Source organism: Streptomyces sp. NPDC046862 (assembly GCF_040704615.1).
Taxonomy (GTDB): Bacteria; Actinomycetota; Actinomycetes; order Streptomycetales; family Streptomycetaceae; genus Streptomyces.
This window is the reverse complement of record NZ_JBEYXP010000056.1, coordinates 30,371-53,264: the sequence shown is the minus strand read 5'-3', so window position 1 is coordinate 53,264 and position 22,894 is coordinate 30,371. Positions and strand designations below refer to the sequence as shown.

Annotated in this window: 14 protein-coding genes and 1 pseudogene; 8 read left to right on the top strand and 7 right to left on the bottom strand. The window is 69.3% G+C overall.

Translation table 11 applies throughout. The features are described 5' to 3' along the window. Positions 1 to 75: 75 nt before the first annotated feature. The 7 genes and pseudogenes from AB0959_RS42580 to AB0959_RS42550 form a co-directional block, all read right to left on the bottom strand. Positions 76 to 1,242, bottom strand: coding sequence for a sugar ABC transporter permease (locus tag AB0959_RS42580; RefSeq protein ID WP_366832246.1), 1,167 nt, complete (start codon positions 1,240 to 1,242; stop codon positions 76 to 78). A gap of 143 nt (positions 1,243 to 1,385) precedes the next feature. Next, positions 1,386 to 2,165 carry an ATP-binding cassette domain-containing protein gene (locus AB0959_RS42575; RefSeq protein ID WP_366832217.1) on the bottom strand — a complete coding sequence of 260 codons (780 nt, stop codon included), beginning with the start codon at positions 2,163 to 2,165 and terminating at the stop codon, positions 1,386 to 1,388. Positions 2,166 to 2,180: 15 nt separating this feature from the next. Next, positions 2,181 to 3,263, bottom strand: coding sequence for a substrate-binding domain-containing protein (locus AB0959_RS42570; RefSeq protein WP_366832216.1), 1,083 nt, complete (start codon positions 3,261 to 3,263; stop codon positions 2,181 to 2,183). Positions 3,264 to 3,286: 23 nt separating this feature from the next. Next, positions 3,287 to 5,767, bottom strand: coding sequence for a SpoIIE family protein phosphatase (locus tag AB0959_RS42565; protein ID WP_366832215.1), 2,481 nt, complete (start codon positions 5,765 to 5,767; stop codon positions 3,287 to 3,289). 339 nt (positions 5,768 to 6,106) lie between these two features. Then, positions 6,107 to 6,289 (bottom strand): annotated as a pseudogene (locus AB0959_RS42560) (hypothetical protein); the annotation flags it as partial. 297 nt (positions 6,290 to 6,586) lie between these two features. Then, positions 6,587 to 7,660 carry a lytic polysaccharide monooxygenase gene (locus AB0959_RS42555; RefSeq protein ID WP_366832214.1) on the bottom strand — a complete coding sequence of 358 codons (1,074 nt, stop codon included), beginning with the start codon at positions 7,658 to 7,660 and terminating at the stop codon, positions 6,587 to 6,589. A gap of 280 nt (positions 7,661 to 7,940) precedes the next feature. Next, positions 7,941 to 11,738, bottom strand: coding sequence for a GH92 family glycosyl hydrolase (locus AB0959_RS42550; protein ID WP_366832213.1), 3,798 nt, complete (start codon positions 11,736 to 11,738; stop codon positions 7,941 to 7,943). A gap of 491 nt (positions 11,739 to 12,229) precedes the next feature. On the opposite strand from AB0959_RS42550, the gene ngcE reads away from it, so the two are divergent. The 8 genes from ngcE to dxs all read left to right on the top strand — a co-directional run bounded on the left by ngcE (position 12,230) and on the right by dxs (position 22,772). Next, a complete protein-coding gene (ngcE, locus tag AB0959_RS42545) occupies positions 12,230 to 13,681 on the top strand; it encodes an N-acetylglucosamine/diacetylchitobiose ABC transporter substrate-binding protein (protein ID WP_366832212.1) in 1,452 nt (483 codons plus the stop codon). An 82-nt stretch (positions 13,682 to 13,763) separates the two neighbouring features. Next, positions 13,764 to 14,690, top strand: a complete 927-nt coding sequence (locus AB0959_RS42540) for a sugar ABC transporter permease (RefSeq protein WP_366832211.1) — start codon at positions 13,764 to 13,766, stop codon at positions 14,688 to 14,690. Positions 14,691 to 14,694: 4 nt separating this feature from the next. Continuing rightward, on the top strand, positions 14,695 to 15,618 hold the full coding sequence (locus tag AB0959_RS42535) for a carbohydrate ABC transporter permease (RefSeq protein WP_366832210.1): 924 nt from the start codon (positions 14,695 to 14,697) through the stop codon (positions 15,616 to 15,618). A 221-nt stretch (positions 15,619 to 15,839) separates the two neighbouring features. Then, positions 15,840 to 17,039, top strand: coding sequence for an ROK family transcriptional regulator (locus AB0959_RS42530; RefSeq protein WP_366832245.1), 1,200 nt, complete (start codon positions 15,840 to 15,842; stop codon positions 17,037 to 17,039). Positions 17,040 to 17,172: 133 nt separating this feature from the next. Then, positions 17,173 to 18,270 carry a substrate-binding domain-containing protein gene (locus AB0959_RS42525; RefSeq protein ID WP_366832244.1) on the top strand — a complete coding sequence of 366 codons (1,098 nt, stop codon included), beginning with the start codon at positions 17,173 to 17,175 and terminating at the stop codon, positions 18,268 to 18,270. Positions 18,271 to 18,532: 262 nt separating this feature from the next. Beyond that, positions 18,533 to 19,324 (top strand): ATP-binding cassette domain-containing protein, encoded by a 792-nt coding sequence (locus AB0959_RS42520; protein ID WP_366832209.1) that lies wholly within the window; start codon positions 18,533 to 18,535, stop codon positions 19,322 to 19,324. Further along, positions 19,321 to 20,616 carry a sugar ABC transporter permease gene (locus AB0959_RS42515; protein ID WP_366832208.1) on the top strand — a complete coding sequence of 432 codons (1,296 nt, stop codon included), beginning with the start codon at positions 19,321 to 19,323 and terminating at the stop codon, positions 20,614 to 20,616. The genes AB0959_RS42520 and AB0959_RS42515 overlap by 4 nt, the downstream gene beginning before the upstream one ends. A 239-nt stretch (positions 20,617 to 20,855) precedes the next feature. Next, positions 20,856 to 22,772, top strand: a complete 1,917-nt coding sequence (gene dxs, locus AB0959_RS42510) for a 1-deoxy-D-xylulose-5-phosphate synthase (protein ID WP_366832207.1) — start codon at positions 20,856 to 20,858, stop codon at positions 22,770 to 22,772. Positions 22,773 to 22,894 lie beyond the last annotated feature (122 nt).

Below are 22,894 nucleotides of genomic sequence, written 5' to 3'. Positions count from 1 at the left end.
ATCATATGCAGTATCCCGGCGAATTGCTCCGTTGTGTCACGCCGTTGCGTGACTCCGTTGCGTCATTCCGTCGCGTCATCCCGTTCGAGGCGGCCCGCGCAGCGTCTCCGCGCGCCGGGAGAGCGAGTCCGCCGCGACGGCGGCGAGCAGCACCCCGCCGGTGATCATGAACTGGACGGAGTCCTCGACCCCCAGCAGCGCCATGCCCGAGGCGATCGACTGGATGACCAGCACCCCGAGCAGGACGGACCAGGGCGAGCCACGGCCGCCGAACAGACTGGTTCCCCCGATGACGGCCGCCGCGATGGCGTTGATCAGCAGCATGCCCGAGCCGGCGGCACGGGCCGTCGTGGGGCTCGCGGAGGTGAGTCCCGAGGCCACGAACAGGCCGCCGACCGCCGCCAGCGTCCCCGACACCATGAACATCGCGATCCGTACGCGTTCCACACCGATACCGGCACGCCGCGCCGCCTCCACGCCGCTGCCGAGCGCGTAGACCCGCCGTCCGTAGCGGGTGCGGCGCAGGACGTAGTCCGAGACGACGAGGACCACCAGGAAGATCAGCAGCGCGAGCGGCATGCCCTGGAACCGGTTGAGCGTGTGCGCCGCGCCGAAGGCCAGCACCGCCAGGACAGCACCACGCACCCAGATCTCGGCCACCGGCCGGGACGGCATCCCGGCGGCCCGGTTCCGGTTCCGGTACCGCAGACAGGCGAGCAGGTACGCGGCCGTGCCGAGGGCCGCCAGGCCGTACGCCACCGCGTGGGCACCGAAGTACTCGCTGGTCAGCTTGGCGACCAGGCCGTCCTCGTCGATGTTGATGGTGCCGCTCGCACCCAGCAGGTAGAGCGTCAGGCCGTTCCAGACCAGCAGCCCCGCGAGCGTGACGACGAACGCGGGCACCCCGAGTCTGGCGAAGAAGACCCCGTGGAAGGCGCCCACCGCCGTCCCCGTGACCACGGCCACGATCACGGCGAGCCACTCCGGCATGCCCAGGTTCACGTTCAGCACCGCGAACACGGCCCCCGCCAGACCGCTGACGGAGCCGACCGACAGGTCGATCTCCCCGATCAGCAGCACGAACACGATGCCGACGGCGACCAGGCCGGTGCCCACGATGTCCACGCTGAGGTTGGACAGGTTGCGCGGAGAGAGGAAGTTGTCGTCGAGGGACTGGAAGACGAGCCAGATCACGATCAGACCGAGGACGACGAGGATCGGGCCGCGTTCACTGACCCGCACCCGTCCGCGGACCTCGTTGGCGTATCCCTTGAGGCTCCGGTGCCACCCCCGCGTGCGCGGGCCCCGGCCCGGCGTGGCGGTCTCCGTGCCCGCACCGCTGCCCGGCCCGGTGGGCACGGAGTCCGGGGGCGGCCGGCCGCCGCTCACGGCCAGGCCTCCTCGGTGCCGGTCGCGCGGTGGGCCACGGCGTTGTCCGCGGCGCCGGTGATGGACGAGATGATCTGCTCCTGGGACGACGTGCCCACGTCGAAGAGGCCGTTGTTCCGGCCCAGGCGCAGGACGGCGACCCGGTCGGCGACGGCCTTGATGTCGCCCATGTTGTGGCTGATCAGGAGGACCGCCATACCCCGGTCGCGCACCTGCTCGATGAGGTCGAGGAGGTGGCTGGTCTGCTCGACGCCCAGAGCGGCGGTGGGCTCGTCGAGGAGCAGCACCTTCGGTGAGCCCATCAGCGAGCGGGAGATCGCGACGGCCTGCCGCTGCCCCGCGGACAGCGCGGCGACCGGCATGCGCACATCGGGGATACGGATGGACAGCGTGCGCATCAGCTCACGGGCGCGGCGCTCCATCTCCACCTCGTCGAGGATGCCCACCCGGTCGATCTCCCGGCCGAGGAAGAGGTTGCCGACGACGTCGAGGTTGTCGCACATCGCGAGGTCCTGGTACACGGTCGCGATGCCCAGCGCGTGGGCGTCGTGGGGCCGCTTGATGTGGACGAGCCGGCCCTCCCACTCGATGACGCCCCGGTCGGCGGGGCTCACCCCCGAGATCACCTTGATGAGCGTGGACTTGCCGGCGCCGTTGTCCCCGGCCAGGGCGACCACCTCGCCGGCCCTCAGCTGCAGTTCCACGTCCAAGAGCGCCTGGACACCGCCGAACCGCTTGGAGATGCCGCGCAACGCCAGCACGGGCGGGAACACCACCGGGACCACCTTCCCTCATCCGGTGAGCCCGGCCTGGTCGCAGGCGGGCCGGAGCTTCGGGGTGCAGATCTGGTCGATCGTGTACACGCCGTCCTTGACGAGCGTCTGCGCGATGGTGTCGACGGTGACGCCGACCGGGGTGAGCAGCACCGCCGGGACGTTCTCGGTGGTCGGGCTGTCCACCGTCGTCGTGGCGACGGAGTCGACCGACTCACCGCGACCGAGGGCCACGGCCATGGCGGCGGCCGCGTCGGCCTCCTGCTTGAAGGGCTTGTAGACCGTCATGGTCTGCTCACCCTTGACGATCCGCTGCACCGCGTCGAGGTCGGCGTCCTGACCGGTGACCGGGGGCAGTGGCGAGACACGGGCGCTCTTGAGGGCCGCGATGACACCGGCGGCTATGGAGTCGTTGGCCGCCAGGACGCCGTCGATGCCGTCCGGGCCCAGGGAGCTGATCGCGGCGGACATGTTGTCGTGGGCGTTGTCCGTCCGCCATCCCAGCGTGGTGTACGCCTTGCCGATCGTCACCTTGTCGTCGAGGACGGACCGGGCCCCCTCCTCGTACCAGGCCGCGTTGGGGCTGGCCGGGTCGCCGTTCATCATGACGATCCGGCCACCGTTCGCCTCCTCGCCCATGGCCTTCAGGAGCCCCTCGGCCTGGAGCTTGCCGACCTCGGCGCCGTCGAAGCTGACGAAGCCCGAGATCGGGCCCTCGGCGAGCCGGTCGTAGGCGAGGACCGGGACGTCCGCCCGGTCCGCCGCCTGGACCGAGGAGCGCAGCGCCTTGGGGTCGACGGCGTCGAGGATGATGACTCCCGCCCCCTTGGTGACCAGGGAGTTCATCTGCTGCCGCTGGCTCGTCGCGTCGTTCTCGGCGTTGGCGTACCTGATGGTGCAGTCGGGGCACAGCTCCTTCACCCGCTTCTCGATCATGGGTTTGTCGGAGTGCTCCCAGCGGGGGACCGCGCGGCTCGGCAGCAGCAGACCGACGGTGAAGCCGTTGTCCCCGTCTCCGTCGCCTTCCGAGCAGCCGGCCGCGAACACGGCCATGAGCCCCGCGACGACGGCCGTGAGGGCGTTGCGTGTGCGGGTCCTCATCCCGGACCTGCGTGTGCGGGTCCTCATCTCAGACCCCCTCGTTTCCGTCTCAGACCCCCGCGTTTGCGTCCGGACCGCTTGTCCTCGCCTCCGGTACCGGCGTCGCTCCGGTCGGGCCCGTCCTGCTCCGGCTCCGGTTCGGGCGGTGTCACGACGACCTCGCTCCACACCTGCTTGCCGCCGCCGACCGGCACGGAGCCCCAGGACGCCGACATCGCCTCGACGAGGAAGAGGCCACGCCCACCGGTCGACTCCCAGTCCACGATCACCGGCTTGGCGGGGGCACGCGGCGAGGAGTCGGTCACGGCGACCCGCACCCGGTCACCGGCATGGGTGAGGTCGAGCCGGACCGCGCCCTGGGTGTGCACCAGCGCGTTGGTGACCAGCTCCGAGACGACCAGCAGCATCGCGTCGGCCTCGTCGCCGACGCTCCACGAGCGCAGGGTGCGCGCGGCGAAACGGCGGGCGTGCATGACGGCGTCGGGCAGCCGCCACACCACCCAGCCGGCCCGCACCGGCCGTACCTTCATCCCGTCGTAGCGCAGCAGCAGCAACGCCACGTCGTCCTCTCGCCGGCCGTCCTCGCCGAGCAGCACGTCCGCCATCCGCCCGGGATCCGAGGGGTCGGCGCTCGCGAGTGCCTCCCGTGTGCGCCGCATGCCGTCGTCCAGCTGCAGGTCGGCCGACTCGACCAGGCCGTCGGTCACCAGCGCGAGGACGGCGCCGGGGGACAGCGCGACCGCGGTCAGCGGGAACTCGGCGTCCGCGGCGATGCCCAGCGGCAGCCCGCCCTCGACGGCGATCTCCTCGGTGCTGCCGTCGGGGTGGCGCAGCAGCGGCGACAGGTGCCCGGCCCGGACGAACAGCGCGTTGCCCTCCTCCATGTCCAGTTCGACGTAGCAGCAGGTGGCGAAGAGGTCGGTCTCCATGCCGACGAGCAGACGGTTCGCGTGCGAGACGACCACATCGGGCGGGTGGCCCTCCACGGCGTAGGCCCGCACCGCGGTGCGCATCTGGCCCATGATCGTCGCGGCCCCGGCGCTGTGGCCCTGCACGTCACCGATGACCAGGGCCACCCGGCTCTCGGAGAGCGCGATGACGTCGTACCAGTCACCGCCCACCTGCAGTCCGCGCTGGGCGGGCAGATAGCGGGCCACGGCGGTTCCGCCGGGCAGCTCGGGGAGGCGGCGCGGCAGCAGACTGCGCTGCAGCAGCGTGGCGAGCTCCTGCTCGGCGTCGTACGCGTGCGCCCGCTTCAGGGCCTGCCCCACCAGCCCCGCCGTCGCGGTGAGCAGGGACCGCTCCTCCGGGCCGAACTCGTGCGGCTCTTCCCAGCCGACCAGGCACACCCCGGCGACCCCGCTCTTGGCCCGCAGCGGCAGGACCGCGAGCCCGCCGGGACCGACGCCGGTGAGCCCGGGTTCGAGGGCGGCCCCCGCGGGCCACAGGCTCATCCGGCCGTCGCGCAGCGCCGCCTGCAGCGTGGGCAGGGCGCTGACCGGCGCGTCGGGCCACTCCGAGCGCCACTCGGAACGCCACAGCTCGGGCCAGGCACCGGCCGCCGGCGGATCGAGCACGGTGACCGCCAGCCGGTCGTCCACCAGCTCGGCGAGGGCCACCCGGTCGGCGGCCAGCGGCTCGCGCAGGGCGGAGACCACCACGCGGCTGACGTCCCGGACCGTCGTGGCGTCGTCGAGCGCGGCGGTCAGCCACTGCACCCGGGCGACGTCACTGGCGCTCTGCCGCAGCACGGGGGCCGCGGTCACCAGGCCCACCACCTGCTCCGGACCGTCGTCCGTGCCCCTCAGCACCCGGCAGCTCAGGCGCAGCCAGGTCAGCTCCCCGGTCCGCCGGCGGACACGGAACTCCAGCTCCCGCAGGCCGCCGGCCTGCGTGGACGGCTCGACCACCGACATCAGCGAGGGGAGGTCCTCCGGGACGGTGTACGAGAGCAGGGTGTCGGTCTTGCCGTCGAAGTCGTCCTCGGAGATACCGAACAGTTCGAGCAGGGTCGTGTCCGTCTCGACCACGCCCGTGCCCAGCACCAGGACGAACGAGCCGACGCGCATGCTCCGCAGCGCGGGATCCAGCAGTGGCGCGGGCGCCGACGGGTCCGCCTCCCCGCGGAGCCGCCCGGCGATCGCCTCGGCGTACTGCTCCAGGAAGTCCCGCTGCTCGGCCCCGAAGCCGTCCACGGAGTCGCCCAGGGCGACGAGACAGCCCAGCCAGGCGCCGGCCGTACCGAGCGGCAGCACGGCGAGCGGACCGTCCTCGGGGCGGGAGGCGAACACCGCGGAACTCAGCCACAGCTGCCGGCCGACGCGGAAGGCGTCGGCGACCGGAGAGTCGCCGGAGACCGGAATGCGTTCGGGCAGCCTGCCCCCGGAAGTGCCGGCTCCGGCCGATGCGACCACTTCCGCGAGCCTGAGCTCCTGGCTTCCGTCACCCGGCACATAGACAGCCGCCAGCGCCGCCCCGGCGAACGCCAGGACCCGCTCTCTCACGGTGGGCTCCGACGCCGGGCGAGTCGGACCGGCGTCCTCTGCCCCGGCCCCGAGTGCCCGCAGACCCGAGACTGCGGCCCGGGCACCGCCGTAATGGGGCATTGTCCGTACCTACCTCCCGTCCATGCCGCAGGTGCCGGCAGGTGGAGGTCCCCGGAACTCAGGCGGCGACGGCGCGGGCGCATGACCCGACGACGCCGGACCGCGCCGCCGATGAGCGGCAGGGCACCCACACTCAGAATCGCATACCTGGACAAACGCGCCATATGTGCTGCCACCCTCGGGTGCGACCAGCGGCCCCACCCGTGCCGGGACCGGCCGGCGAGCACCGGGGCTCCGTCAGCCCACCGCGAGAGCGAACACGTGCAGATCCGCGTCGTCCGGCAGCCTCACGCTCTTGATCGTCCGGCCGGCGGGGGCCTCGTAGGGCCTCGTCGCGAGGACGTGGGTGGCGACCGGATCCCTGCCCGCGCCCGCGACATTGCGGTACGCGGTCCTGGCGACGATCTCGGTGCCGTACCTGCCAGGTGAAGACGAGACCGCGCACGGTGGACCGGCCGCCGGGCATCAGACCAGGCCTCAGCCCCCAACTGACTTGACATCGTTGTCCGTTGACGGAGTAAAGTCACGTCCGGGCAGGTACGGACAACGTTGTCGCGCCCCGCGGTCACCACAAGCCACTCCCCACCCGTGCCGGTCTCCTCCCCCCGGGACCGGGACGGCTCGCGGACCGGGTGAGGACGCAACCACGCCCACCCGGTCCGCCCCGAGCCGGTCCGCCAGGAGCCGGCCCGGCTCGTCGGCCGGCCGAGAGGGCGCTCAGCCCACCCGGCAGGCCAGGCTCGTGGCGGGATCACCTCCCGAGCCGTCCGTCACATAGCCGAACGTCGTGCTCTCGCCGGGATCCAGCGACCCGTTCCAGTCGACGTTGTGGACCATCACGTTCTGTCCGCTGTAGGTGGCGTTGCCGCTCCACAGGCTTCTGACCGACTGCCCGCTCGGCAGCGTCCAGTCGACCATCCAGCCCAGCATCGGCACGTCACCGGTGTTCTTGACGGTCACCTCGGACTGGTAGCCGCCGCTCCAGCTGCCCGTCGTACGGCGGGTCGCGGAGCACTGGCCCGGTACGGGGTCGGTGGGGTTGCCCGGCTCCTTGATGCCGGTCACCTCGCCGTTGCCTCCGTCGAAGACGACGTCCGAGCAGGAGTAGAAGGTCTCCTGGCTGTCGGAGCGCTGCCAGACCATGTAAATGATGTGGCGGCCCGACTTGTTGGCAGGGAGCTGGCCCCGCCAGGAGTAGTTGGCCTCGACCGTGCCCGGGCTGCCGTTCAGCGGCGGGTGGTCGACGCTCAGGAACGGCTGCTCCTCCATGTCGTTCCAGGTGAGCGTCTTCGTCGGGTCGAAGCCGTCCTTGGTGATGTAGACGTAGAACCAACCCGGGTGCGCGGCCCATGCGTTGTACGAGAAGTCGACGGTCGCGCCCGAGGTGAGGTGGGTCAGCGGCCAGTCCTTGCTGGGCGTGTTGAACCCGGTGAAGTTGGTGTTGCCGCCGCTGCACAACTGGCCGTCGGGGACGAAGCCCCGGGTCCGGCCGGCGCCGTCCGAGCGCAGGACGGAGAACCAGTTGTAGAACGGCGTGGTGCCGCTGACCTGCTGGGCCGCCTTGCAGGCCGGGTTGACCGGTTTGATCTCGCCGGTGTCGGTCAGTCCGTCCTGCCAGCACAGGAAGGTGCGGCTGCCCGGTTTCATGGGGGTCCCGTGGGCCTCCGCCTCACCACTGCCCGCCGTCATGACCAGGCCGAGCGCGGGGAGGGTGGTGACGAGGGCGAGCAGGACGAGGAAGAGGGCTCTGTGGCGCCGGGGGAGTCTTAATCGCATGGATGTCACGCGCATGACAAATACTCCTCGGGTGTACGGCCGTGAGGGACGTGCGGTGTGTGCGCCGGTCCTCGTACAGGGGGCGCCGGGTGCGTGCGGCACCCCTGCGTGCGGGAGGTGGGAGCGCTCCGAGGGGCGGGTTCCGGTCCACCGATGTGGGAGCGCTCCCACCGCACCTGTCTTGGAAAGTAGCGCCCAGTGGTTCCGTTGTAAACGGCTGCCGCACGCCGTTGGGCGGCAACACGAGGGCGGGCCCGGAGTCACCCCCGGGCCCGCCCTCGCCGTCGGTGGCCGGTCAGCCGAGCAACTCCACCTCCGCCAGCGTCGACTCACCGGAGAGGACCAGGCGGTACTTGGCGTACGTGCCCGGGGTGGTCACCGAGAACGCGCGGGTCTGCCTGTCCCACCGGAAGGCTTCGCCGGTGCGCTGGTCGAGGGTCTTCCACGTCGTGCCGTCGGACGAGCCCTGGAGCATCCAGCCGGTCGGGGCCTTCGCGCGGTCCGAGGACGACGTCAGGGTGTACTGGACGGCCTTGGCCCTGCCGTCGACCGGAAGGTCCACGGAGGTGACCGACGCGTCCGTCGCCGACGTGTTGTCGAACAGCGCGCCCTCACCCTTCGTGACGTCCGAGCGCGGTGACGGCACCTTGTCGTCCTTCGTGATCGACACGGGCGCCGCGTCCCGGCCCGTACCCCACGAGGACGGCTTCGGGCCCATGTCGAACTCCAGGGTCCCGCCCTTCGCGACGACCGAGTGGGGCAGCGAAGTGGCCGTCCACTTCTTGCCGTTGACCTTGAGGCCCTGGACGTAGACGTTCTTGGCGCTGTTCTTCGGGGCCTTCACCACCAGGTCCTTGCCGTTCTCCAGGTGGATGGTCGCCTTGGTGAACAGCGGGGAGCCGATGGCGTACTCGCCGCTGCCCATGACCAGCGGGTAGAAGCCGAGCGCGGAGAAGAGGTACCAGGCCGACTGCTCGCCGTTGTCCTCGTCGCCGTGGTAGCCCTGGCCGATCTCGCTGCCGGTGTAGAGGCGGGAGAGGACCTCGCGGACGTTCTTCTGCGCCTTCCAGGGCTGCCCCGCCGCGTCGTACATGTAGATCGCGTGGTGGGCCACCTGGTTGGAGTGCCCGTACATGCCCATCCGGACGTCCCGCGCCTCCGTCATCTCATGGATGACCCCGGAGTAGGAGCCCTTGAACTCGGGGGAGGCCGTCTCCGGAGTCGAGAAGTACCCGTCCAGCTTCTCGGCCAGTCCCTTCCGGCCGCCGTACAGGTTGGCCAGGCCCCGGCTGTCCTGGGGCGCGGTGAAGGCGTAGCCCCAGCCGTTGGTCTCCGTGTAGTCGTAGCCCCACACGCGCGGGTCGTACTTCGAGGACTCGACCCGCCAGTCACCCTTGGCGTCGCGGCCCTGGAAGAAGCCGGCCTTGTCGTCGAACAGGTTCACGTAGTCCTGGGCGCGGTTGAGGAAGTACGCGGACTCGTCCTTGTAGCGCTTCTCGCCCGTCTTCCTGTACAGCGCCTGGCCCATCCGCGCGATGCCGTAGTCGTTGAGGTAGCCCTCCAGCGCCCACGACAGGCCCTCGTGCGTGTCGGTGCTCGTGTAGCCGAGGAAGGGGGAGGTGGCCATGCCCTTGCGGCCCACGCCCGAAGACGGCGGGACCACCGTGGCGTTCTTCACGGCCGCGTCGTAGGCGGCCTTCGCGTCGAAGCCGACCCCCTTCACGTACGCGTCCGCGAACGCCACGTCCGACGAGGTGCCGGTCATCAGGTCCGCGTAGCCGGGGGAGGACCAGCGGGACGTCCAGCCGCCGTCCTTGTACTGCTGCACGAAGCCGTCGACCATCTCGCCCGCCTGACGCGGGGTCAGCAGTGAGTACGCGGGCCAGGTCGTGCGGTACGTGTCCCAGAAGCCGTTGTTGACGTACACCTTGCCGTCCACGATCTTCGCGCCCGTGTGCGTCGGTGTGTCCTGACCGGTCGCGGGCGAGAACGGGGAGGCGTACTTGTACGTCGAACCCACCTTCTCGAAGCCGGAGTTGGGGTACAGGTACAGCCGGTACAGGCTGGAGTACAGCGTCGTCAGCTGGTCCGGTGTGGCGCCCTCCACCTCGACCTTGCCGAGGATCTTGTCCCACTGGCGCTGTGCCCGAGTCTTCACGGTCTCGAAGGAGGCGCCCTCCGGGATCTCCTGGCGCAGGTTGTCCTTCGCCTGGTCGACGCTGATCAGCGAGGTGGCCAGGCGCAGGGTGACCGTGCGGTCGGCGCCCGGGTCGAAGCGGAGGTAGCCCTTCTCACCCGAGGAGCTGCCCTCCTTCACCGGTGCGTCGAAGACCCCGTACACGAAGAGGCGGCTCGCGCCCGCCGACAGCGGGGACTTCACGTCCGAGTAGCCGGAGACGATCCCGTTCTCCTTGTCGAGGGTCAGGCCGGCCTGCTCGTTGACGTTGTCGAAGAGGACGCTCGCGTCGTCGCCCGGGTAGGTGAAGCGCAGGGCCGCCGCGTGGTCGGTGGGCGCCATCTCCGCCTTGAGGCCGTTCTCGAAGCGGACGCCGTAGTAGTACGGCCGCGCCGTCTCGTTCTCGTGCCGGAAGGCCAGGGCGCGTGCCGTGCGGCCCGTGTCCGGGGTGCCCGACGCGGCCGACGGCATCACCTGGAAGGTCTGCCGGTCACCCATCCAGGGGCTCGGCTCGTGGCTCGCGCTGAACGCCTGGATGGTGGGCAGGTTGTCCGCGTTGTTCGCGCGTGCGTAGTCGTACAGCCAGTTCCAGGACTCGGCGTTGGTGACCGGTGTCCAGAAGTTGAAGCCGTGGGGCACGGCCGTCGCGGGGAAGTTGTTGCCGCGCGAGAAGCCGCCGCTGGAGTTCGTGCCGCGGGTCGTCAGCGCGTAGTCCGACAGGTGGGCCTTCGGCTTCTCGGGGGCGGCGACGCGCAGGGCCACGTCGTCGAGCCAGCCCCGGAACTTCGCCGGGCCCTTCGGCGAGTCGTACGCCACCAGGATCCGGTCCACCGTCTTGCCCGCGGCGACCGAACCGATCCGTGAGGTGACGTTGTTCCACTGGTTGACGTACAGGACCTTGGCCGCGCCCTGCCCGCGGGGGGTGAGCGCGAAGCCGTGCTGGTCGGTGGCGGCGAGATCGCTCAGGTGGGTGCCGTCGGTGAAGGCGAGGTCCACCGACACGTTCGTGGCGTCGTAGTCGCGGTCGCGGTCCGCCATGGACGGGTAGATCCGGTAGGCCAGCTCGGTGTTCCGGCCGACGGCCACATCGACGTCGAAGACCTTGTTGTACGAGTACGCCCGGCCGTCCGCCGTGTGCCGGCCCGCGTACTTGAGCGCCCGCTTGCCGGTGAAGCCCGCGCCCGACTTCGCCGTGGGCGAGCCGCTGGGGCCGCGGTCGACCAGCGAGAGCATGTCCTGCGGGATCGGGTCGCCGCTGCCGCCCGTGGAGAACTGCACGTCGGCGAGCTGAATGGCGTCGGACGCGCCGTTGTTCCTGGTGATCTCCAGCCGGAAGTGCCGGTACTCGGCCGGGGGGTCCTCGATGTCGTACGTCTTCGTCTGGAACGGCTCGCTGAAGGATTCGCCCGTCCGGGTGTCGAGGGTCTTCCAGTCCTTGCCGTCCGTGGAGCCCTGGAGCGAGAAGTCCTTCGGGTTCCGTTCGGCGTGGTCGTTGGCCGACGTCAGCGCGTACTTCACGATCTTCACCGGGGCGTCGAGGTCGAACTCCACCCAGCCGGTGGAGGCGAAGGTCAGCCATTTGCTGCTCGGCTCGCCGTCGACGAGGTTCTCCTTCACCTCGCCCGCCCCCGCGTACTCACCGCTCGCCCGGAGGTCCGTGACGTGGTCGTTCACATTGCCGGGGATGCCGCTGCTGTAGCCACCGTCGACGCCGGACGACCGTTTGGTACCGTTTGGTGCCGTGTCGACCGTATTGAGCCAGTCCGGTGATGGATCGTCTGTTTCGAAGGACGAGTGGAACTCCCGGTCCGCGGCCGCCGCCGCGACCGGCAGTGCCACGGCCGCCCCCTGCGAGGCCGCCACGAGAGCGAAGGCGGCGGCGCCGAGCACCACCGTGGAACACCGTCTGTGCCGCATGCGCGAGCACCCTCCCTGCGCCTGATCGGAAACGATCAGAGATGGACAACGTTGTCAACTCGCTGCGCAAGGCACCAGTAGGGGTTCAAGTGAACGGTGATGTCAAGGGTGTTGGGTGCGGCAACCGGGTCCTCTGTGGCTGAATCCGCACCGTAGAAGTCGCGCCGAATCGGGGCGAAGTGGCGTGGACCTTCGCTTGGGAGAGTCACAGCCGTGTCATTTTTACGAGAGGTCTCAACTCGGACAAGACCACAGGGCAACCTTGCTTCGATCTTGCTCAGCTGACGGGGAGTGGACTATACCTGTCGGCGTCCACTTCGCCGTGGACGGGCACGACCCGGGGGAAAACGGGTGGCCGCGGACCGTGTCACACACGCCGTCCGCCGTCTCGCCCCTGTTGAATCCTCACGCACGACCCCAGCACGAACCGACCGCGGTGCCGGGAGGATCCGGTTCACCGCCTGAGTCCTGGAGAAGGCGAGGACTTGAGCATGGGATCCACTACCGACGGGACCAACGGCCCTGAGGGTGTCGGCCGCCGTGATCTGATCAAGCGCTCCGCTGCGCTGGGCCTGATCTCCGTCCCCACGATGGGCTTCCTGTCCGCGTGTGCCAGCAGCGGCGGCGGGGACGAGGAGAAGGCCAAGGCGGGCGAGAAGACCGCGAAGAACCCGCTCGGTGTCAACAACACCGCGCAGATGGAGTTCGTCCTGTTCGACGGCGGCTTCGGCAAGGAGTACGCCCAGGACGCCGTGAAGGTCTACGAGAAGACCTTCCCCAAGGCGAAGGTCAAGTTCTCCGCCACCCAGAAGATCCAGTCCACCCTGCAGCCGCGGTTCAACCAGGGCACCCCGCCCGACCTGATCGACAACTCCGGCGCCGAGCAGATGGACATGGGCGTCCTCGTCGGCAAGAAGCAGCTCGCCGACCTCACGCCGCTGCTGGACTCCCCGTCGGTCGACGACCCGAAGAAGAAGGTCCGCGACACGCTGCGCCCCGGCATCGTGGAGATGGGCCAGTTCGACGGCGACCCGGTCTGGATCATGTACTACGCCTACACCGTGTACGGCGTCTGGTACTCGCAGAAGGCCCTGGACTCGCTCGACGAGCAGTACCCCGAGACCTGGGACCAGATGCTCGCGGTCTGCGAGAAGGCCAAGAAGAAGGGCATGGCGGGCTGGACGTACGCGGGCAAGTACCCGTACTACATCCCCTTCTCGCTCTACCCGATGATCGGCAAGGTCGGCGGCCGCGAGGTGCTCGACGCCATCGACAACCTGGAGCCGAACGCCTGGAAGCACCCGGCCGTCAAGGCCTGCTTCGAGGCCTACTACGAGCTCTACAAGAAGGGCTACGTCCTCAAGGGCACCCCGGGCCTGGACCACATCCAGTCGCAGACCGCCTGGGCCGAGGGCAAGGCCCTGTTCATCCCGAACGGCTCGTGGGTCGAGAACGAGTCGGCGAAGGTCATCCCGAAGGACTTCGACCTGGCCGTCTCCGCGCCCACCGGTATCGACTCCTCCGACAAGATGCCCTTCGGCACCATCTGGGCCTCCGGCGGCGAGCCCTTCATCGTCCCGGCGAAGGCGAAGAACGGCTCGGGCGGCATGGAGCAGCTGCGCATCATGCTCAGCGAGGAGTCCTCGAAGAACTTCACCAGCAAGGTGAAGTCACTGACCGCCTACAACGGCGGCACCGACGGCATCGCCCTCACCCCGGGCCTGAAGTCCGGCGTCGCGGCGCTGGACAAGGCCGGCGACAACGTGCTGAACCCGCGTCTGCAGGACTGGTACGTGCAGCTCCAGAAGGAGCAGATCGGTGTGGCGGGGCTCGGCGAGATGATGGCCGGCCGCATCACCCCGGCCGAGGCCATCAAGAAGATCCAGGGCTTCGCCGACGCGGCCGCCAAGGACTCGTCGATCAAGCACTACAAGCACCAGTGAGAATCCGTCCCAAGGGCCTGCCCGGCGTATGCGCGCCGGGCAGGCCCCGACGGCGTCCGCGCACGAATCGGGGTCGGTGGTAATGCAGCACGGCAAGTACCGGTTCATCGTGGGGTTCCTCACGGTGCCCCTGGGGGTGTACGCCCTCTTTGTCGTCTGGCCGTTCATCCAGTCCATCTACTACTCGTTCACGGACTGGACGGGCCTCAGTCCCGACTTCAAGATGGTCGGCTTCGACAACTACTCGAGGATGCTCGACGACGACATCTTCTGGAAGTCGTTGCAGCACAGCATCCTGTTCGCGTTGCTGGTGCCGGTGGTGACGATCGGGCTGGCGCTGTTCTTCGCCTTCATGATCAACGTGGGCGGACGGCGGAGGAGGGGCGGACCGGTGATCTCCGGCGTCCGCGGCTCCTCGTTCTACAAGATCGTCTACTTCTTCCCGCAGGTGCTCTCCATCGCGATCGTCGCCCTGCTGTTCGCCTTCGCGTACAACCCGGACAGCGGAGCGATCAACTCCCTGCTGCGCGGGATCGGGCTGGACAGCGTCCAGCCGCTCTGGCTGGGCGACCCGAACCTCGCGCTGTGGTGCGTGATGGCGGTGCTCGTGTGGTCCACGGTCGGCTTCTTCGTGGTCCTCTTCTCCGCCGGCATGGCCTCCATCCCGGCGGACCTGTACGAGGCCGCGCTGCTGGACGGCGCCAACCGCTTCTCCACGTTCTTCCGGATCACCCTGCCGCTGCTGTGGGACACCGTGCAGTCCGGCTGGGTCTACATGGGCATCCTGGCCCTCGGCGCCGAGTCGTTCGCGGTCGTGGGCATCATGACGACCGGGCCCGGCGGTCCCGACTACTCGACCACCGTCATGGTCCTGTACGTGTACCAGAAGGCGTTCCGTGACGGTCAGGCCGCCTACGCCACCACCATCGGCGTCGCCCTGCTCGTCGTCACGCTGGCCTTCGCGGCCGTGGTGATGCGGCTGGGCCGGCGCGAGCGGCTGGAGTACTGATCAGATGAAGACGACCGAGACCTCCGCCCCCGTACCGGCCGAGTCCGGCGCCCCCGTCGTCAAGGTGGACGCCCCGGCCGGAGGGCCCACGAAGGAGAAGAAGGAAGGCGGCGTCCTCAACGCCTTCTCCCACGGGATGCTCGTCCTGTGGGCGTTCATGGTGGTCATGCCGCTGCTGTGGGCGGTGATGACCTCCTTCAAGGACGACAAGTCGATCTTCAGCTCGCCCTGGTCGCTGCCGGACAAGCTGCACTTCGACAACTGGTCGCGGGCCTGGACCGAGGCCAACATGAGCGACTACTTCCTCAACACCGTTCTGGTGGTGGGCGGTTCGCTCATCGGCACGCTGGTGCTCGGCTCGATGGCCGCGTACGTGCTGGCCCGCTTCGACTTCCCGGGCAACCGCTTCATCTACTACCTGTTCATCGGCGGCATGAGCTTCCCGATCATGCTCGCGCTGGTCCCGCTGTTCTACGTGGTGAACAACATGGGCCTGCTGAACACCATCCACGGGTTGATCCTCGTCTACATCGCCTACTCGCTGCCGTTCACGGTGTTCTTCCTGACCGCGTTCTTCCGCACCCTGCCGACCTCGGTGGCGGAGGCGGCGTTCGTCGACGGGGCCTCGCACTCCAGGACGTTCTTCCAGATCATGCTGCCGATGGCCAAGCCCGGTCTGATCAGCGTCGGCATCTTCAACTTCCTGGGGCAGTGGAACCAGTACATGCTGCCGACGGTGCTCAACACCGACCCGGACAAGCGCGTCCTCACCCAGGGCCTGGTGCAGCTGGCCGTCAGCCAGGGCTACAAGGGTGACTGGTCCGGTCTCTTCGCCGGGCTCGTGATGGCGATGCTGCCGGTCCTCGCCGCGTACATCGTCTTCCAGCGGCAGGTGGTGGCAGGGCTCACGGCGGGTGCGCTGAAGTAGTCCGGCCCTGACGCCCGAGGGCCCCGGGCGCCCGACGGCCTTCCGCGTTCACTCCCGTTACGCCGCCCCCGGTCCTCCGGGGGCGGCTACGCGTGCAGGTGCAACGATCCCGATCTGACTCAACCTCTTGACGGGACGTACCCCGAACGGCTCGACTTAGAGTTCACTTGTTGGACATGGACGGGGCCTCGCTGAAGCGGTCCCGCGCGCAGGAGGTCGTCGTGGAGACTCCGGGGTCGCAGTCGTCACTGCACCGAGCCAATCTGGAGCGGGTCGTACGGGCCGTGCGGCTGGCCGGATCCCTCACCCAGGCGGAGATCGCGCGGACGACCGGCCTGTCGGCGGCGACCGTCTCCAACATCGTGCGGGAGCTCAAGGACGGTGGAACGGTCGAGGTCACGCCCACCTCGGCGGGTGGCCGCCGGGCCCGGGCCGTCAGTCTGAGCGGTGACGCCGGCATCGTCATAGGGGTGGACTTCGGGCACACGCATTTGCGCGTCGCGGTCGGAAACCTCGCCCACCAGGTGCTGGCCGAGGAGTCCGAGCCGCTCGACGTGGACGCCTCCGCCGCGCAGGGCCTGGACCGGGCGGAGCAGCTGGTCAACCGGCTGATCGAGGCCACCGGCGTGGACCGCACCAAGATCGCGGGCGTGGGCCTCGGCGTGCCCGGCCCGATCGACGTGGAGTCCGGAACCCTCGGCTCCACCGCCATCCTGCCCGGCTGGACCGGGACCCGGCCCGCCGAGGAGCTGCGGGGGCGGCTCGGGGTGCCCGTGCACGTGGACAACGACGCCAACCTGGGCGCCCTCGGAGAGCTGGTCTGGGGGAGCGGCCGGGGGGTCAAGGACCTCGCGTACATCAAGGTCGCCAGCGGTGTCGGCGCCGGTCTGGTGATCGCCGGGAAGATCTACCGCGGCCCGGGCGGCACCGCCGGGGAGATCGGCCACATCACCCTCGACGAGTCCGGCCCCGTGTGCCGCTGCGGCAACCGCGGCTGCCTGGAGACCTTCGCGGCCGCGCGCTACGTACTGCCGCTCCTGCGGTCCAGCCACGGCACCGACCTGACCATGGAAGCCGTGGTCAGGCTGGCCCGGGACGGCGATCCGGGCTGCCGTCGGGTGATCGCCGACGTGGGCCGGCACATCGGCAGCGGTGTCGCCAATCTCTGCAACCTGCTGAACCCCAGCCGGGTGGTCCTCGGCGGCGATCTCGCCGAGGCGGGGGAACTGGTCCTCGGGCCCATAAGGGAGTCCGTGGGCCGGTACGCGATTCCCAGCGCGGCACGTCAACTCACGGTGCTGCCCGGGGCACTTGGCGGCCGGGCAGAGGTCCTCGGCGCCCTCGCGCTGGCCCTCAGCGAGATGGGGGATTCAACCCTTTTGGACGGAACGATGTCTACCGCGGCTCCTGCCTTCACTTAGATAACGAATGGCACCGTTGCCATCTCGTTAAGGATTTACTTCTTGACGTCGCACGTGCGGCCGAGTTGACTTCCCGTCACCTCGGCCGCAGTGTCGCGGCCTCGTCAGGGAGGTTTCTGAAGTGAACACGCGTATGCGTCGCGCCGCCGTCGCCGTTGCAGCCGGTGCGATGGCCGTCTCGCTGGCCGCCTGTGGCAGTGCCAAGGAGTCCGGTGACAAGGACAGCGAGTCCTCGGGCGCGGCGAAGGGCGACAAGATCAAGGTCGGCCTGCTCCTGCCGGAGAACAAGACCGCTCGGTACGAGAAGTTCGACAAGCCCATGATCGAGAAGAAGGTCAAGGAGCTCACGAACAACAAGGCCGAAGTCCTGTACAGCAACGCCCGGCAGGACGCCAGCCTCCAGGCCCAGCAGGTGGACACGATGATCACCAGCAAGGTGGACGTGCTCATCCTGGACGCCGTCGACTCCAAGGCCATCCAGAACTCCGTGCAGAAGGCCAAGGACCAGGGCATCCCCGTCGTCGCCTACGACCGCCTGGCCGAGGGCCCGATCAGCGCCTACACCTCCTTCGACAACGAGGAGGTCGGCAGGACCCAGGGCGAGGCCCTGCTGAAGGCCCTGGGCGGCAAGGCCAAGGACGGCGACATCGTCATGATGAACGGGGCGGTCACCGACCCGAACGCCGCCATGTTCAAGAAGGGCGCCCACTCCGTCCTCGACGGCAAGGTCAAGATCGGCCGCGAGTTCGACACCAAGGAATGGTCGCCGGACAACGCCAACGCCAACATGGAGTCGGCGGTCTCGGCGCTCGGCAAGAAGAAGATCGTCGGCGTCTACTCCGCCAACGACGGCATGGCGGGCGGCATCATCACCGCCCTGAAGGCGGCCGGCATCGACGTCCCGGTCACCGGTCAGGACGCCGAACTCGCCGCCGTGCAGCGCATCCTCACCGGCGAGCAGTTCATGAGCGTCTACAAGTCCTACCCGCAGGAGGCAAGCGTGGCGGCCGAGCTGGCCGTGGCGCTCGCCAAGGGCGAGAAGCTCGACTCCATCGCCAAGGAGAAGGTCTCCAGCAGCAGCGCCAAGGACGTTCCCTCGTCCATCATCCCCGTGGTCTCGCTGACCAAGGAGAACATCAACGACACCGTCATCAAGGACGGTATCTACACCGCTGCCGAGATCTGCACGGCCAAGTACAAGTCGGCCTGCGACAAGGCCGGCGTCAAGTAAGCGGTCCTCACGGACAGCCGAACGTCCCTGTCCCGTACGGGAATTCGCCCTTCGAATTCCCCTACGGTGGCGGGGACCGGCTCATGCGGAGCGGCTCCGTGGCCCGGCCCGCTCCGCCCCGCACTCCTCCGGCGCCCCGCGCATCAGACAGCCCCGCAAGCTCGAGCGGGGCGCCGGACGGAACAACTCCCCCCTGTTTTCTCTGTGTTTCTCTGCGGATTGTCTCCGCAGAACCCTTCCGCCGGGTCAGGCGGCGAAGGAGATGGTTCACGTGTCCGCTACGCCCGTGCTGGCGTTGCGCGGGGTCTCCAAGCGGTTCGGTGCCGTGCAGGCGCTCACCGACGTAGAGCTTGAGGTCCATGCCGGTGAGGTGGTCGCCCTGGTCGGCGACAACGGCGCCGGAAAATCCACGCTGGTCAAGACGATCGCCGGCGTGCACCCCATCGATGAGGGCGTCATCGAGTGGGACGGCAGGGCCGTCCAGATCAACAGGCCGCACGACGCCCAGAGCCTGGGCATCGCGACCGTCTACCAGGACCTCGCGCTGTGCGACAACATCGACGTCGTCGGCAACCTGTTCCTGGGCCGCGAACTGCGCAAGTTCGGCGTCCTCGACGAGGTCGAGATGGAGCGGCGCTCCCAGGAACTGCTGCGGACGCTGTCGATCCGCATCCCCAGTGTGCGCATCCCGATCGCCTCGCTCTCCGGCGGTCAGCGCCAGACGGTGGCCATCGCCCGCTCCATGCTCGGCGAGCCCCAGCTGGTCATCCTCGACGAGCCCACCGCGGCCCTCGGCGTCGAGCAGACCGCCCAGGTCCTCGACCTGGTCGAGCGGCTGCGCGAACGCAACCACGCGGTCATCCTCATCAGCCACAACATGGCCGACGTGAAGGCCGTCGCCGACAAGGTGGCCGTACTGCGCCTCGGCCGCAACAACGGCGTCTTCGAGGTCAAGTCGACCTCGCAGGAAGACATCATCTCCGCCATCACGGGCGCCACCGACAACGCCGTGACCCGCCGTGCGGCGCGCTCGAACGGGGAGGTATCCAAGTGAGCATCGACAAGACCTCCACGGCTCCGCAGGACGAGGCAGTCGTCGAGAACCCCGAGGCCGCGGCCGCCGCGGTCACCGCGGTCGACCCCCGGCTCCTCATCCGTGAGCGGGGCCTCACCGGCTACATCGGTGAGTTCCGGCGGAAGATGAAGGCCGGCGAACTGGGATCCATCCCGGTCGTCATCGGCCTGCTCATCATCTGCGTCGTCTTCCAGAGCCTGAACTCGGCGTTCCTCTCCGCGCAGAACCTGAGCGACATCTCCGTCACGATGGTCGGCACGGGCATGATCTCCGTCGGCATCGTCTTCGTGCTGCTGCTCGGGGAGATCGACCTGTCGGTCGGCTCGGTCAGCGGCGCGTCCAGCGCCATCGCGGCCGTCCTCGCGGTCAACCAGGGCTGGCCCGAGTGGGCGGCCGTGCTCTTCGCCATCGCCGCGGGTGCCGCCATCGGCGCGGCCCACGGCTTCTTCTTCGCGGTGCTCGGCGCGCCCGCGTTCGCCGTCACACTGGCCGGTCTGCTGTTCTGGCTGGGCTTCATGCTCCAGACGCTGGGCGCGAACGGCACGATCAACCTGGACAGCGACGGCTTCATCGGCAAGCTGACCACGTACTTCTTCGCGGACATCGCGGCCGCGTACGGTCTCGCCGCCGTGGTCGTCGCGGTGTTCTTCGTCACCTCGTTCCTGGGCAACCGCCGCCGGGAGGCCGTGGGCATCCCGTCCCGGCCACTCAGCGACACGGTCCTGCGCACGGTGCTGCTCGCCATCGTCTCCTTCGCGGCCGCCTTCATGTACAACCAGTACAAGGGGCTGCCGCTGGCCACGGTGATCTTCCTGGTGTTCCTGGTGGCCACCGACTTCGTGCTGCGCCGCACCGCGTACGGCCGCAAGATCTTCGCGCTCGGTGGCAGCGTGGAGGCGTCCCGGCGTGCGGGTATCAACGTGACGGCGGTACGGATCTCCGTGTTCGCCATCTCGGGCGGGTTCGCGGCGATGGGCGGCCTGTTCCTGGCCTCCAAGATCGCGTCCGCCAACCAGAGCGCCGGTACGGGTGACCTGCTGATGAACGCGATCGCGGCGGCCGTGATCGGTGGTACGTCGCTGTTCGGTGGGCGCGGGCGTACGTGGAACGCGCTGCTCGGTGTGATGGTGATCGTGTCGATCCAGTACGGGTTGCAGCTGGAGTCGATCGCCGAGCCGGTCAAGTACATGATCACGGCGGGGGTTCTCCTCACGACGGTGGTTATCGACTCGGTCACGCGGAGGACGCAGAAGACCGCCGGTCGCGCGTAGCGCCGAAGCGCCGTAGGGCCGGGTGTCGTTCGGCGCCTGCGGGTTCGTCGTGGCTGGTCGCGCAGTTCCCCGCGCCCCTTTGGGGCGCGGGGAACGTTTCGTTCGCAGGTGGCTGTGCGACATGGTCTACGGCCGATCGCGTGAGTGTGACGCGCGGGCCGGACGTCGCCCGTCCTGGCGGAACATTAGACTCGACCGGACCCGGCAACGCTCGAACGCACTACTGCAAGGAGGCACGGGTGCCGCTGCTGACCCGCATCAGGGGACCGCGCGATCTGGACCGGCTCAGCCTGGAGCAGCTGGACCAGCTGGCCGAGGAGATCCGGACCTTCCTCGTCGAGGCGGTGTCCAAGACCGGCGGCCACCTCGGGCCCAACCTGGGTGTGGTCGAGCTCACCATCGCCCTGCACCGCGTCTTCGAATCCCCGAAGGACAAGGTGCTGTGGGACACGGGCCACCAGTCCTACGTGCACAAGCTGCTCACCGGCCGTCAGGACTTCTCGAAGCTGAAGATGAAGGGCGGCCTGTCGGGTTACCCGTCGCAGGCCGAGTCCGAGCACGACGTCATCGAGAACTCCCACGCGTCCACTGTCCTCGGCTGGGCCGACGGCCTCGCGAAGGCCAACCAGCTCCGTAAGCGCGGTGACCACGTGGTCGCCGTCATCGGTGACGGCGCCCTCACCGGCGGTATGGCCTGGGAGGCGCTCAACAACATCGCGGACGCCAAGGACCGCCCGCTCGTCATCGTCGTCAACGACAACGAGCGGTCGTACGCCCCGACGATCGGCGGCCTCGCCAACCACCTCGCCACCCTGCGCACGACGGAGGGCTACGAGCGTTTCCTCGCCCGGACGAAGGAAGTCCTGGAGCGCACCCCGGTCGTGGGCAAGCCGCTCTTCGACACGCTGCACGGCGCCAAGAAGGGCCTGAAGGACTTCATCGCCCCGCAGGGCATGTTCGAGGACCTGGGCCTGAAGTACGTGGGCCCGATCGACGGACACGACATCGAGGCCCTGGAGTCCGCGCTCGTACGGGCCAAGCGGTTCGGCGGCCCCGTCATCGTGCACTGCCTCACCGAGAAGGGCCGCGGCTACCAGCCCGCCCTCCAGGACGAGGCGGACCGCTTCCACGCCGTCGGCAAGATCCACCCCGACACGGGTCTGCCGATCGCCTCCTCCGGCGCCGACTGGACGTCCGTCTTCGGCGAGGAGATGGTCAAGCTCGGCATGGAGCGCAAGGACGTCGTCGCCATCACCGCCGCCATGCTGCAGCCGGTCGGTCTGGAGAAGTTCGCCAAGGCCTTCCCCGAGCGGGTGTTCGACGTCGGTATCGCCGAGCAGCACGGCGCCGTGTCGGCCGCGGGGCTCGCCACGGGCGGGCTGCACCCCGTCTTCGCCGTGTACGCCACCTTCCTCAACCGCGCCTTCGACCAGGTGCTGATGGACGTGGCCCTGCACAAGTGCGGGGTCACGTTCGTGCTGGACCGGGCCGGCGTCACCGGCACCGACGGCGCATCCCACAACGGCATGTGGGACATGTCGATCCTCCAGGTCGTGCCGGGGCTGCGGCTCGCCGCGCCGCGCGACGCCGACCAGGTCCGCGCCCAGCTCCGCGAGGCCGTCGAGGTCAAGGACGCCCCGACCGTGGTCCGCTTCTCCAAGGGCGCCGTCGGTCCCGCCGTACCCGCCGTGGGCCGGGTCGGCGGCATGGACGTGCTGCGCGAGCCGGGCACCGACGCCCCGGACGTGCTGCTGGTGTCGGTGGGCGCCCTCGCGCCCATGTGCCTGGAGATCGCCGGCCTGCTCGACAAGCAGGGCATCTCCACGACCGTCGTCGACCCTCGCTGGGTCAAGCCCGTCGACGAGGCCATGGCGCCGCTCGCCGAACAGCACCGCGTGGTCGTCACCGTCGAGGACAACTCCCGCGTCGGCGGCGTCGGCTCGGCCGTCGCCCAGGCCCTGCGCGACGCGGGCGTGGACGTCCCGCTGCGCGACTTCGGCATCCCGCCGCGCTTCCTCGACCACGCCTCCCGCGCCGAGGTCATGGCGGAGATCGGCCTCACCGCGCCGGACATCGCCCGCCAGGTCACCGGCCTCGTCTCCAAGCTGGACGGCCGGTTCGAGCGGGTGGACGCCGTGGAGCCCGCCCGCGACTGACCTGTACGGACGGGCCGGTTTCACAACCCTTTACGGTGGTGAGACCGGCCCGTTCGCGTGAGTCCACCCGCGCCGGGGCATACGCCCTACGCCCCCCGATCATGTCGGGACGACGAAGCGTG

What these genes read in the sequence shown, in the direction of transcription:
- AB0959_RS42570 (WP_366832216.1), bottom strand. Translation starts at nt 3,263, where the DNA reads ATGAGGACCCGCACACGCAACGCCCTCACGGCCGTCGTCGCGGGGCTC.
- ngcE (WP_366832212.1), top strand. Translation starts at nt 12,230, where the DNA reads ATGGGATCCACTACCGACGGGACCAACGGCCCTGAGGGTGTCGGCCGC.
- AB0959_RS42540 (WP_366832211.1), top strand. Translation starts at nt 13,764, where the DNA reads ATGCAGCACGGCAAGTACCGGTTCATCGTGGGGTTCCTCACGGTGCCC.
- AB0959_RS42535 (WP_366832210.1), top strand. Translation starts at nt 14,695, where the DNA reads ATGAAGACGACCGAGACCTCCGCCCCCGTACCGGCCGAGTCCGGCGCC.
- AB0959_RS42525 (WP_366832244.1), top strand. Translation starts at nt 17,173, where the DNA reads ATGCGTCGCGCCGCCGTCGCCGTTGCAGCCGGTGCGATGGCCGTCTCG.
- AB0959_RS42520 (WP_366832209.1), top strand. Translation starts at nt 18,533, where the DNA reads ATGGTTCACGTGTCCGCTACGCCCGTGCTGGCGTTGCGCGGGGTCTCC.
- AB0959_RS42555 (WP_366832214.1), bottom strand. Translation starts at nt 7,660, where the DNA reads ATGCGCGTGACATCCATGCGATTAAGACTCCCCCGGCGCCACAGAGCC.
- AB0959_RS42550 (WP_366832213.1), bottom strand. Translation starts at nt 11,738, where the DNA reads ATGCGGCACAGACGGTGTTCCACGGTGGTGCTCGGCGCCGCCGCCTTC.